The organism is Streptococcus sp. KR, assembly GCF_002238115.1.
Lineage (GTDB): Bacteria > Bacillota > Bacilli > Lactobacillales > Streptococcaceae > Streptococcus.
This window is the reverse complement of the sequence record NZ_NGVM01000009.1, coordinates 62,555-74,884: the sequence shown is the minus strand read 5'-3', so window position 1 is coordinate 74,884 and position 12,330 is coordinate 62,555. Positions and strand designations below refer to the sequence as shown.

The 12,330-nt window shown below is 40.7% G+C and carries 14 protein-coding genes; 12 read left to right on the top strand and 2 right to left on the bottom strand.

The window, feature by feature from the left end; all coding sequences use genetic code 11:
* Nucleotides 1–2: 2 nt before the first annotated feature.
* Both CBI42_RS05225 and CBI42_RS05215 read left to right on the top strand, forming a co-directional pair.
* The gene (locus CBI42_RS05225) at nucleotides 3–2,057 is read left to right on the top strand and encodes a cation:proton antiporter (RefSeq protein WP_094753417.1); all 2,055 of its coding nucleotides are present in this window, start codon (nucleotides 3–5) and stop codon (nucleotides 2,055–2,057) included.
* Nucleotides 2,058–2,189: 132 nt separating this feature from the next.
* A complete protein-coding gene (locus tag CBI42_RS05215; RefSeq protein ID WP_094753416.1) occupies nucleotides 2,190–3,050 on the top strand; it encodes a YihY/virulence factor BrkB family protein in 861 nt (286 codons plus the stop codon).
* Nucleotides 3,051–3,129: 79 nt separating this feature from the next.
* Here CBI42_RS05215 and queA read toward each other — a convergent pair whose 3' ends face one another.
* Nucleotides 3,130–4,158, bottom strand: a complete 1,029-nt coding sequence (gene queA, locus CBI42_RS05210) for a tRNA preQ1(34) S-adenosylmethionine ribosyltransferase-isomerase QueA (protein WP_094753415.1) — start codon at nucleotides 4,156–4,158, stop codon at nucleotides 3,130–3,132.
* 150 nt (nucleotides 4,159–4,308) lie between these two features.
* Between queA and CBI42_RS05205 the strand changes: the two genes are divergently transcribed.
* On the top strand, nucleotides 4,309–5,016 hold the full coding sequence (locus tag CBI42_RS05205) for a glucosamine-6-phosphate deaminase (protein ID WP_094753414.1): 708 nt from the start codon (nucleotides 4,309–4,311) through the stop codon (nucleotides 5,014–5,016).
* Between the two features lie 203 nt (nucleotides 5,017–5,219).
* Here the strand turns inward: CBI42_RS05205 and CBI42_RS05200 are convergent, their stop codons facing one another.
* Nucleotides 5,220–5,804 carry a rhomboid family intramembrane serine protease gene (locus tag CBI42_RS05200; protein ID WP_000821239.1) on the bottom strand — a complete coding sequence of 195 codons (585 nt, stop codon included), beginning with the start codon at nucleotides 5,802–5,804 and terminating at the stop codon, nucleotides 5,220–5,222.
* Nucleotides 5,805–6,016: 212 nt separating this feature from the next.
* On the opposite strand from CBI42_RS05200, the gene rpsU reads away from it, so the two are divergent.
* From rpsU to CBI42_RS05155, 9 genes are all read left to right on the top strand, one after another.
* A complete protein-coding gene (gene rpsU, locus CBI42_RS05195) occupies nucleotides 6,017–6,193 on the top strand; it encodes a 30S ribosomal protein S21 (RefSeq protein ID WP_000048054.1) in 177 nt (58 codons plus the stop codon).
* A 129-nt stretch (nucleotides 6,194–6,322) separates the two neighbouring features.
* A complete protein-coding gene (hprK, locus tag CBI42_RS05190) occupies nucleotides 6,323–7,258 on the top strand; it encodes an HPr(Ser) kinase/phosphatase (protein WP_000115152.1) in 936 nt (311 codons plus the stop codon).
* Nucleotides 7,251–8,039 carry a prolipoprotein diacylglyceryl transferase gene (gene lgt / locus CBI42_RS05185; protein ID WP_045606015.1) on the top strand — a complete coding sequence of 263 codons (789 nt, stop codon included), beginning with the start codon at nucleotides 7,251–7,253 and terminating at the stop codon, nucleotides 8,037–8,039. Before hprK ends, lgt begins: the two co-directional genes overlap by 8 nt.
* Complete coding sequence (locus CBI42_RS05180; protein ID WP_042750944.1) at nucleotides 8,040–8,423, top strand: DUF948 domain-containing protein; 384 nt, start codon at nucleotides 8,040–8,042, stop codon at nucleotides 8,421–8,423.
* 15 nt (nucleotides 8,424–8,438) lie between these two features.
* Nucleotides 8,439–8,828, top strand: coding sequence for a YtxH domain-containing protein (locus CBI42_RS05175; RefSeq protein WP_000517381.1), 390 nt, complete (start codon nucleotides 8,439–8,441; stop codon nucleotides 8,826–8,828).
* A gap of 83 nt (nucleotides 8,829–8,911) precedes the next feature.
* Nucleotides 8,912–10,042 carry a radical SAM family heme chaperone HemW gene (hemW, locus tag CBI42_RS05170; protein WP_049487858.1) on the top strand — a complete coding sequence of 377 codons (1,131 nt, stop codon included), beginning with the start codon at nucleotides 8,912–8,914 and terminating at the stop codon, nucleotides 10,040–10,042.
* 4 nt (nucleotides 10,043–10,046) lie between these two features.
* Nucleotides 10,047–10,784 carry an acyl-[acyl-carrier-protein] thioesterase gene (locus tag CBI42_RS05165; protein WP_049487862.1) on the top strand — a complete coding sequence of 246 codons (738 nt, stop codon included), beginning with the start codon at nucleotides 10,047–10,049 and terminating at the stop codon, nucleotides 10,782–10,784.
* An 8-nt stretch (nucleotides 10,785–10,792) separates the two neighbouring features.
* A complete protein-coding gene (locus tag CBI42_RS05160) occupies nucleotides 10,793–11,566 on the top strand; it encodes a TIGR01457 family HAD-type hydrolase (protein ID WP_049487855.1) in 774 nt (257 codons plus the stop codon).
* On the top strand, nucleotides 11,556–12,173 hold the full coding sequence (locus tag CBI42_RS05155; RefSeq protein ID WP_049487853.1) for a TIGR01906 family membrane protein: 618 nt from the start codon (nucleotides 11,556–11,558) through the stop codon (nucleotides 12,171–12,173). Before CBI42_RS05160 ends, CBI42_RS05155 begins: the two co-directional genes overlap by 11 nt.
* The last annotated feature ends 157 nt before the right edge of the window (nucleotides 12,174–12,330 follow it).

The window sequence follows — 12,330 nt, the reverse complement described above, 5'->3', positions numbered from 1 at the left end:
GCGTGGAATTACTGATTTACCTCATCCTATTTTTACTGGTCTTGATTGTCTCAAGTACAACCAATAAGCTCCTGCCCTTTTTACCTCTTCCTTTGGTGCAAATTCTTTTGGGAATTGTGATTGGTCTCTTTTTACCCAATACCGATTTTCATCTCAATACGGAGTTGTTTTTGGCCTTGGTTATCGGGCCCTTGCTTTTCCGAGAGTCAGAGGAAGCAGATATTACGGCTATTTTAAAACACTGGCGAATCATTGTTTATCTCATATTTCCAGTGATTTTCATCTCGACCCTGAGTTTGGGTGGCTTGGCCCATCTTCTTTGGCTCAGCCTTCCCTTGGCAGCTTGTTTGGCTGTTGGGGCAGCCCTTGGGCCTACGGACTTGGTGGCTTTTGCTTCTCTTTCGGAGCGTTTTAGCTTTCCTAAGCGTGTGTCCAATATCCTTAAGGGTGAAGGACTCTTGAATGATGCATCAGGTTTGGTTGCCTTTCAGGTAGCTTTGACAGCTTGGACAACTGGGGCCTTTTCCCTTGGGCAAGCGAGTAGTTCGCTCATCTTTTCAATACTAGGCGGTTTTTTGATTGGCTTTTTAACAGCCATGACCAACCGTTTCCTCCATAGTTTCTTGCTAAGTGTGAGAGCAACGGATATTGCCAGCGAACTTTTATTAGAATTGAGTTTACCCCTGGTGACCTTCTTCCTGGCAGAAGAAGTCCACGTTTCAGGGATTATTGCTGTTGTGGTTGCTGGAATTTTAAAGGCAAGCCGTTTTAAGAAAATTACGCTTCTCGAAGCTCAAGTGGATACGGTGACCGAGACGGTCTGGCACACAGTGAACTTTATGCTCAACGGTTCTGTCTTTGTGATTTTAGGGATGGAGTTGGAAATGATAGCAGAACCTATCTTGACCAATCCAATCTATAATCCCTTACTTTTATTGGTATCTCTTGTCGCCCTAACCTTTGTCCTCTTTGCTATTCGTTTTGTCATGATTTATGGCTACTATGCCTATAGAACCAGACGTCTCAAGAAAAAGCTAAATAAGTATATGAAGGACATGCTTCTTTTGACCTTCTCAGGTGTCAAGGGAACCGTGTCGATTGCTACGATTCTTTTGATACCAAGTGATTTAGAGCAGGAGTATCCTCTCTTGCTTTTCCTTGTCGCAGGTGTGACGCTGGTAAGCTTTTTAACAGGTCTCTTGGTCTTGCCTCATCTTTCTGATGAACAGGAAGAAAGCAAGGATTATCTCATGCATATCGCTATTTTGAATGAAGTAACGCTAGAGTTGGAAAAAGAGTTGGAAGGCACCAGAAATAAGCTCCCTCTCTATGCAGCCATTGACAATTACCATGGACGTATCGAAAATCTCATCCTGAGCCAAGAAAATAAGGGGGCTCAAGAGGATTGGGAGGCCTTGAAACTTCTCATCCTCAGTATTGAAAGTGATGGTCTAGAACAGGCCTACGAAGAAGGCAAGATGAGTGAGCGTGCCTATCGAGTCTACCAACGTTATCTGAAAAACATGGAACAAAGTATCAATCGCAAGTTTGCTTCACGATTGACCTATTATTTCCTTGTTTCCTTGCGAATTTTACGTTTTCTCCTACACGAAGTCTTTACCTTAGGCAAGACCTTCCGCAGTTGGAGAAATGAAGAATCACAGAAACTTAGAGCCCTTGACTATGATCAAATTGCAGAGCTCTATCTAGAAAATACAGAGATGATTATCGAAAGTCTGGAGAACCTTAAAGGGGTTTATAAGAGTTCTTTAATCAGCTTCATGCAGGATTCTCGCCTCCGAGAAACAGCTATTATCACAAGTGGTGCCTTTGTCGAACGGGTTATCAATCGCGTCAAGCCCAACAATATCGATGAAATGCTGAGAGGATATTATCTGGAGCGCAAGTTGATTTTCGAATATGAAGAAAAACGATTGATTACGACCAAGTATGCCAAGAAGTTACGACAAAATGTGAATAACTTAGAGAACTATTCTCTGAAAGAAGCTGCCAATACCCTGCCTTATGATATGGTGGAATTGGTAAGAAGAAATTAGTTAATACTCTTCGAAAATCTCTTCAAACCACGTCAGCGTCGCCTTACCGTACTCAAGTACAGCCTGCGGCTAGCTTCCTAGTTTGCTCTTTGATTTTCATTGAGTATAAGATTATAAGTGAAGGAGTGTGACATGAAAAAGTGGTGGAAAGAGCTGATAGATAAGCCCTTATTAAAAGCTTTTTTGCATTATTATCAAGCATCAGATAGTGAGTTGACCAGTGTCGCAGTAGCCTACTATTGGTTGATTTCGATTTTTCCACTTCTTTTGGTGGTCGTTAATATCCTCCCTTATTTTCGGATTCCAGTTTCTAATTTTTTAAAGGTTGTCAATGAATTCTTGCCGGAAAGCATGTATGATGTGGTGGCAAAGATTATTACAGAAGTGCTGACCCAACCGTCAACAGGCTTATTGAGTTTTGCGGTTTTATCAGCCCTCTGGACCTTTTCAAAATCCATGAATTTCCTACAGAAAGCCTTTAATAAAGCTTACGGAGTAGCTAAAAATCGTGGGATGATTTCCCATCAGCTCATGAGTTTGTTTGTCAGTTTTGGCTTGCAGATTCTCTTTGCCTTAGCTCTATTTCTCAGTGTCTTTGGTCGCATGCTCCTCAACCTTATCAAAAGTTACTGGAAATCGGATAGTCCTCTCTTTGATTATCTGCAAGATCTAACAGGTCCCTTGGTCTATGCTTTGATTTTTGCAATCTTGGTCATGCTTTATTATTTCCTGCCTAATGTTAAGGTTCGACGGATTCGCTCTGTATTACCAGGTAGTGCCTTTGTTTTGTTAACTCTGGCCTTACTGCTCAATATCTTTTCAGTCTATGTTAACAATTATGTCAATCACCTAGTGGACGTGCGTTTTTTCAGTTCCGTCGTCGTGGTGGTCATGATGTTCTGGTTTATTCTTATCGCTAAGATTTTGATTGTCGGTGCGGTGATCAATGCCAGTGTTCAGAGTTTGAAAGATCCGAGCTTGAGAATAAATTAACTCATTTTCTATCCATTACAAAACGCATACTATCAAGGTTTTATAATACCTGATAATATGCGCTTTTTGATTATGACAATTAATAGATAAACATGGCATCGCCAAAACTAAAGAAGCGATAGTGTTCTTGAATGGCATGGTGGTAGGCATCTAAGACCAATTCACGGCCGGCAAAGGCAGAAACCAACATGACCAGAGTTGATTTTGGCAGGTGGAAGTTGGTTGAGAAGGCATCCACAACCTTCCATTCATAGCCAGGTTTGATAAAGATATTGGTCCAGCCAGAATCTGCTTGGATTTGCCCATCAAACTTGGAACCAATAGTCTCCAAGGTGCGGATAGAAGTGGTTCCGACAGCGATGACACGGCCTCCATTTTCCTTGACAGATCGAAGGGTGGTAGCAGCTTCCTCAGAAAGTTGGTAGAATTCTGAGTGCATTTCGTGTTCGTCCAGATTGTCAACTGAAACGGGTCTAAAGGTTCCGAGTCCGACATGAAGAGTCAGATAGACTAGATGAACACCCTTAGCTTGGATTTCTGCTAGCAGTTCTTTGGTGAAGTGAAGACCAGCAGTAGGTGCAGCAGCAGAGCCACTTTCCTTGGCGTAAACGGTTTGATAGCGTTCACGGTCATCCAGTTTTTCATGGATATAAGGCGGTAGAGGCATTTCACCCAGACTTTCTAAAACTTCTAGGAAAATTCCTTGGTATTCAAAGCGGACAATGCGGCCCCCGTGAGTCAATTCTTCCGTAACGACAGCGCTGAGACGGCCGTCACCAAAGCAAACGCGAGTGCCGACCTTGAGGCGTTTGGCGGGTTTAGCCAGAACTTCCCACTCATCTCCAGCAGTATTTTTGAGCAGGAGAAGTTCCACATGGCCTCCTGTTTCTTCCTTTTGACCATAGAGGCGGGCAGGGAGAACGCGGGTGTCGTTCATAACGAGGGCATCACCAGGTTCCAGCATATCAATAATGGAGTGGAAGTGTTTATCCTGCATTTCTCCCGTCTCACGGTTGACAATGAGGAGTTTAGAGGCATCTCGTTTTTCAAGGGGCGTTTGGGCAATCAATTCCTCGGGTAAGTGGAAATCAAAATCAGCTGTATTCATATATCTATTCATTCTTTCTAAGTTCTAATCCTATCCATTATAACATGTTTCAAGTATAGTCGCTCTTTTTTTGAAAATTAAATCGTTTTCACTTGACAAAAATTGGTCTATACCATATAATAAATATAGATTAAAGCGGAGGATGAAAAGATGAAAGTTATTAAAGTTGAAAATCAAATCGAAGGTGGAAAAGTTGCTTTTGAGATTTTGAAGGAAAAATTAGCCAATGGCGCTCAAACCCTAGGACTTGCTACAGGAAGTAGCCCACTTGAATTTTACAAGGAAATTGTTGAGAGTGACCTTGATTTTTCAAATCTAACCAGTGTCAACCTTGATGAGTATGTAGGTCTTGATGGAGACAATCCACAGTCTTACCGTTACTTCATGCAAGAAAACTTGTTCAACCAAAAACCATTTAAAGAAAGTTTCTTGCCTCGTGGGGTTAAGGATAATGCTGAAGCTGAAGTTGAACGCTACAACCAAATTTTAGCTGACCATCCAGTGGACCTCCAAATCTTGGGAATCGGTCGCAATGGACATATCGGATTTAATGAACCTGGTACTCCATTTGACAGTCAAACACACCTAGTCGAACTTGACCAGTCTACTATTGAAGCAAACGCACGTTTCTTTGACAAGATTGAAGACGTTCCAACCCAAGCCATTTCAATGGGGATTAAAAATATCTTGGATGCCAAGTCAATCCTTCTCTTTGCTTACGGTGAGTCGAAAGCAGAAGCCATTGCTGGAACCGTGTCTGGTACAGTGACTGAGAACTTACCAGCAAGTAGCCTACAAAACCACCCAGATGTGACGATTATTGCAGATGCAGAAGCGCTCAGCTTACTTGAAAAATAAAAAGTATAAAAACCACTTGCTCTTTGGAGTGAGTGGTTTTTTACTTCAAATGTTCACTATCCTGCTAAAAGAAATTTTTCTGTAAATTCCCGTAACAATTGTCGATATTTCATATAAAAAGGTATCCAATAGAAAATTATTAAATGTCTGTAAACTGTGATATAATCGTATTGACTATTTTTTATGATACTATACGATTTTTATTAAGACAGTCGATAGTTGTTGATGCTGGAAACCATGATATAACTGGCAATTCCTGACATGTGAAGAAAGGTTGAAATCCAGCCTGTTATATTTGGTAGAAGCATGGTGAGAGATAGAACGATTAAAAGGATATAAAATAATTTTAATCCTAAATTGAAATTTTTCCATATACTAAACATATTCATCACCCCACCCGTTACAAAAGCATAGCCGATAGCAGAGATACCCGATGCCTGAATTTCTTGATTCTGTGTTAATATATGGAATACAATTGAAGATATTACCATAGAAGTAATAAAAACTAAAAATACATATTTTGATCCCCTTTTATACTCCAATAGCCCACCAAAAGGAAGTAACATTAAAGTATTTAAAACTAAATGAAACCATATAAACCATACTGGTGCTTCTTTACTTCCATGCATAAATGTACCACTAAAGTATTGCCAACAATAAATTGGCTTTGAATGAAATGCAAATAAGTCATACATTACACTTCCCAAAAAGGTAGTAAGAATTCCTAGCAATAAACAAATTACAACTAAAATACTGACCACAGGGCAAATTTTTATGATTCTTTTCATGTTATAGATTCACTTCTAAATAATACTAATTTTTGCTAATCAATATGTGTCACTATTATATCATTTCCATCTATAAATGTTAATCAATTTTAACAAGATTAACAACAAGATTAAAATTGAAGATAATATAAGTTTATGGCAGTTTTTTCTTGACAATTATTCCTTTTACGTGTAAAATAGAGTAGATCTTGAACTTGAAGGGAGTGAAAAAAATGTCTAAAACAGTAGTACGTAAGAATGAATCTCTTGACGACGCACTTCGTCGTTTCAAACGTGCGGTTACTAAAGCTGGTACTCTTCAAGAAACACGCAAACGTGAATTCTATGAAAAACCTTCTGTAAAACGTAAACGTAAATCAGAAGCAGCTCGTAAACGTAAAAAATTCTAATTAGAAATGAAAGGCTAGAGAAATCTAGTCTTTTTCTTTTAAATAAATACTACAAAGCCTGCAAAAATCTCAAATATCCTCCTACAATTTGATATAATAGAAAGAAGAACTCATTTGAAGGAGGAAATGATGTCGGTTTTAGTAAAAGAAGTGATTGAAAAGCTTAGACTAGACATTGTCTATGGCGAACCAGAATTACTTGAAAAGGAAATTAATACCGCGGACATTACGCGACCTGGTCTTGAAATGACGGGCTATTTTGACTATTATACGCCTGAGCGGATTCAACTTTTGGGAATGAAGGAGTGGTCCTATCTCGTTTCGATGTCCTCTCACAACCGTTACCAAGTCTTGAAAAAAATGTTTCTACCTGAGACACCTGCGGTTATTGTTGCTCGTGGTTTGGTGGTTCCTGAGGAGATGCTAAAGGCAGCTAGAGAATGTAAGATTGCTATTTTAACTAGCCGTACGGCGACCAGTCGATTGTCTGGAGAGTTATCTAGCTATTTGGATTCTCGTTTGGCAGAACGTACCAGTGTGCACGGTGTCTTGATGGATATCTATGGTATGGGTGTCTTGATTCAGGGCGATAGTGGAATTGGTAAAAGTGAGACAGGTCTAGAGCTTGTCAAACGTGGTCACCGCTTGGTAGCAGATGATCGCGTAGACATCTTTGCCAAGGACGAGATTACCCTTTGGGGTGAACCAGCTGAAATCTTGAAACATTTGATTGAAATTCGTGGTGTTGGGATTATCGATGTTATGAGTCTCTACGGTGCGAGTGCGGTCAAGGATTCTTCACAAGTCCAGCTAGCCGTTTACCTGGAAAATTACGATACGCATAAGACTTTTGATCGTCTTGGAAACAATGCCGAGGAAATAGAAATTTCTGGCGTAGGCATTCCTCGTATCCGCATTCCAGTTAAAACTGGTCGTAATATCTCTGTCGTGATTGAGGCAGCTGCCATGAATTATCGTGCCAAGGAAATGGGCTTTGATGCGACGCGTTTATTCGAAGAACGTTTGACAAATCTCATTGCTCAGAACGAGGTGCCTAATGCTTGATCCAATTGCTATTCATCTAGGCCCTATAGCCATTCGTTGGTATGCCTTGTGTATTGTGACAGGCTTGATTCTTGCGGTTTATTTGACCATGAAAGAAGCGCCTAGAAAGAAGATCATACCAGACGATATTTTAGATTTCATCTTGATAGCCTTTCCCTTGGCTATTTTAGGAGCTCGTCTCTACTATGTTATTTTCCGTTTTGATTACTATAGTCAGAATTTAGGAGAGATTTTTGCCATTTGGAATGGTGGTTTGGCCATTTACGGTGGTTTGATAACTGGGGCTCTTGTCCTCTATATCTTTGCTGATCGTAAACTCATCAATACTTGGGATTTTCTAGATATTGCGGCACCTAGCGTCATGATTGCCCAAAGTCTAGGCCGCTGGGGTAATTTCTTTAACCAAGAAGCTTATGGTGCAGCAGTGGATAATCTGGATTATCTACCTGGCTTTATTCGTGACCAGATGTATATTGAGGGGAGCTACCGTCAACCGACCTTCCTTTATGAATCTCTATGGAATCTACTTGGCTTTGCCTTGATTCTGATTTTTAGACGAAAATGGAAGAGCCTCAGACGAGGTCATATTACTGCTTTCTACTTGATTTGGTATGGTTTCGGTCGCATGGTCATCGAAGGTATGCGGACAGATAGCCTCATGTTCTTTGGACTTCGAGTATCTCAATGGCTTTCAGTTGTTCTTATCGGACTGGGTATTTTTATCATTCTATATCAAAATCGAAAGAAGGCCCCTTACTATATTACAGAGGAGGAAAATTAAATGTTAGAAGTTGCATATATTCTTGTAGCCCTTGCTTTGATTGTCTTTTTAGTCTATCTAATCATTACTGTACAAAAGCTTGGACGTGTTATCGATGAAACAGAGAAGACGATTAAAACCTTAACTTCAGATGTGGATGTGACCTTGCATCATACCAATGAATTGCTGGCTAAGGTCAATGTCTTGGCAGATGATATTAATGTCAAGGTAGCAACGATTGATCCACTCTTTAGTGCTGTTGCAGATTTATCTCTATCTGTTTCAGATCTCAATGATCATGCGCGTGTATTGAGTAAGAAAGCTTCATCAGCTGGTTCAAAAACATTTAAGACTGGTGCAAGTTTGTCAGCTCTTCGTCTTGCAAGTAAATTTTTCAAAAAATAAAAAAGGAGAATCCTTATGGGTAAACTATCCTCAATCCTTTTAGGAACCGTTTCAGGTGCAGCTCTTGCCTTGTTTTTAACAAGCGACAAGGGCAAACAAGTTTGCAGTCAGGCTCAAGATTTTCTAGATGATTTGAGAGAAGATCCTGAGTATGCCAAGGAGCAGGTCTGTGAAAAACTGACAGAAGTTAAGGAGCAGGCTACAGATTTTGTTCTTAAAACCAAAGAACAGGTTGAGTCAGGTGAAATCACTGTGGACAGTGTACTTGCTCAAGCCAAATCATGTGCTCGCCAAGCGACAGAAGCATCAAAAGATCGATTCAATAATCTCAAGGAGCAATGGCAAGAAAAGGCCGAAACTCTTGATGAATCAGAAGAGATTGTTATTGACATAACAGAAGAATAAACCATCACCATCTCTGGACGGACTATGTGTCTGGGGATGGTGATTTTTTTCTCGTAGCGTGTCTTTGTGGTATAATAAGTACTATGCAGAAAAAACCAACGTCAGCCTATGTGCACATCCCGTTTTGTACCCAGATTTGTTATTATTGTGACTTTTCAAAAGTTTTTATCAAGAATCAGCCGGTAGATAGTTATTTGGAACATCTGTTAGAAGAGTTTCAATCTTATGATATTCAAAAGTTGCGAACCCTCTATATCGGTGGTGGCACACCGACAGCTTTGTCAGCTTCGCAACTGGAGGTATTATTGAAGGGCTTGACTAAAAACTTGGACCTGTCTGTCTTAGAAGAGTTGACCATTGAAGCTAATCCAGGCGATTTGGATGCGGATAAGATTGCTGTTTTGAAGAACTCGGCTGTCAATCGTGTTTCGCTAGGCGTGCAGACCTTTGATGATAAGATGCTGAAAAAGATTGGGCGCAGTCATTTGGAGAAGGATATTTATGAAAATCTCGACCGTCTGAAACTGGCTGGTTTTGACAATATCTCAATCGATTTGATCTATGCACTGCCTGGTCAGACCATGGAGCAGGTCAAGGAAAATGTGGCTAAGGCCATTGGACTGGATATTCCCCACATGAGCCTTTATAGCTTGATTTTGGAAAATCATACGGTCTTTATGAATCGTATGCGACGAGGGAAATTGCCTCTGCCTAAAGAGGAACTGGAAGCGGAGATGTTTGAGTACATCATTGCAGAGCTAGAGCGAGCTGGTTTTGAACATTATGAGATTTCCAATTTCTCCAAACCCGGTTTTGAAAGTCGCCACAATCTCATGTACTGGGACAATGCTGAATACTATGGCATCGGTGCTGGGGCATCTGGCTATGTCAATGGTGTTCGCTATAAAAACCACGGCCCGATTCGTCATTATCTCAGTGCAGTTGAGGAAGGCAACGCTCGCATCACAGAAGAGCACCTGAGTCAAAAGGAGCAAATGGAAGAAGAAATGTTCCTAGGTCTCCGCAAGAAATCAGGAGTCTCCATGATGAGATTTGAGGAAAAATTTGGACGGTCTTTTGATGGACTTTATGGAGAAATTGTCAGAGACTTGGTACAACAAGGTCTCATGCAAATAGAGGGTGATCGCGTGCGCATGACAAAAAGAGGTCTCTTTTTAGGAGACACTGTAGCAGAACGATTTATTTTGGAGTAGGATGATGGGCTTAACTTATCAAATGAAAATGAAAATTCCTTTTGATATGGCTGATATGAACGGTCATATCAAGCTTCCAGATGTGATTTTGCTATCCCTGCAAGTTTCAGGGATGCAGTCGATTGAGTTAGGAGTTAGTGATAAGGCCATTTTGGAAGACTATAATCTGGTCTGGATTATCACAGAATACGATATTGAGGTGGTTCGTTTGCCTCGCTTTGCGGAAGAAATTACCATCGAAACGGAAGCTTTGAGCTATAATCGACTTTTTTGCTACCGTCGCTTTACCATTTATGATGAAACGGGGCAGGAGCTCATTCACATGATGGCGACCTTTGTTCTCATGGACCGAGACAGTCGAAGAGTTCATGTTGTCGAGCCTGAGATTGTGGCTCCTTACCAGTCTGATTTTGATAAAAAACTTATCCGCGGGCCAAAGTATGAGTCCTTGAACGAATCAATCAGCAAGGATTACCATGTCCGTTTTTACGATTTGGATATGAATGGTCATGTCAATAACAGTAAATACTTGGACTGGATTTTTGAGGTCATGGGAGCGGATTTTTTGACCCAATATATTCCCAAGAAAATCAATCTCAAGTATGTCAAGGAAGTTCGACCAGGTGGGGTGATTACATCGGCTGTTGAACGAACTGGACTGGAAACCAAGCATGAGATTACAAGTGATGGGGCTACCAATGCCCAAGCAATTATCACTTGGCAAGAAATGAAGAAGGATTAGAGAAAAATATGAAATATAAAGGCTATTTAATTGATTTAGACGGAACAATTTATAAGGGGAAAGATCGAATTCCAGCAGGAGAAGCTTTTGTCCATGAATTGCAAAAGCGGAATATCCCCTATCTTTTTGTAACAAACAATACAACCCGCACTCCAGAGAGTGTTCAAGAGATGTTGGCTCAGAATTTTAATATCGATACGCCCCTATCGACTGTCTACACAGCGACTTTGGCAACGATCGACTATATGAACGACTTGGGGCTTGAAAAGACCGTCTATGTCATCGGAGAAGCAGGGCTCAAGGAAGCCATCAAGGCAGCTGGTTATGTGGAAGACAAGGATAATCCTGCCTATGTGGTAGTAGGTCTGGACTGGCAAGTCGACTATGAAAAATTTGCGACAGCAACTCTAGCTATCCAAAAGGGTGCTCACTTTATCGGAACCAACCCTGACCTCAACATCCCGACAGAACGCGGTCTTTTGCCTGGTGCTGGTTCACTGATTACCCTTCTTGAAGTGGCAACACGAGTGAAGCCTGTTTATATTGGGAAACCAAATGCCATCATTATGGACAAGGCGGTTGAGCACTTAGGCTTGGAACGTGAAGAGTTGATTATGGTTGGGGATAACTACTTGACTGATATTCGAGCAGGGATTGACAATGGCATTCCAACGCTCTTGGTGACGACAGGTTTTACCAAGGCAGAAGAAGTAGCAGACCTGCCAATCGCCCCGACTCATGTTGTTTCGAGTCTTGCGGAGTGGGATTTTGATGAAAACTAAATTAACCTTTTGGGGCTCTATGCTCTTTCTACTCTCCCTCTCAATCCTTTTGACCATTTATTTGGCTTGGATTTTTTATCCTTTGGAGATTGAGTGGCTGAACTTGACGGATCGAGTTTATCTAAAACCAGAAACTATTCAATACAACTTTCATATTTTGATGGATTACCTGACCAATCCTTTTAGTCAGGACTTGCAGATGCCTGATTTTCGTTCGTCAGCAGCTGGTCTGCACCACTTTGCGGTGGTCAAGAACCTCTTTCACTTGGTGCAGCTAGTAGCTCTAGTGACACTACCAAGTTTCTATTTCTTTGTCAAAGGGATTGTGAAAAAGGGCTTTTTATCTTTATTCAGTAAGGGGATTTTGACTCTAGTAGTTTTGCCTTTGGTGATTGGTCTTGGGGGAGTTTTGATTGGTTTTGACCAATTTTTTACTCTTTTCCATCAAATTCTCTTTGTGGGAGATGATACCTGGCTTTTTGACCCAGCCAAGGATCCAGTTATTCTGATTTTGCCAGAGACCTTTTTCCTCCATGCCTTCCTCCTCTTTTTTGCCCTCTATGAAAGCTTCTTTGGTTTTCTGTACCTGAAAAGTCATAGGAAATAATACTAAAGATATTCTTATTTTGCATAAATAAATTAGGTATGTGATTCGAAACTATTGTCAAGAATGAATTAATCAAATCCAAAAAGGGTTAATCGTTCGCAAACAGTCTATTTTTCTTGAAAAAATAGGCTTTTTTTCTAAAAATCCCTAGTCAAGC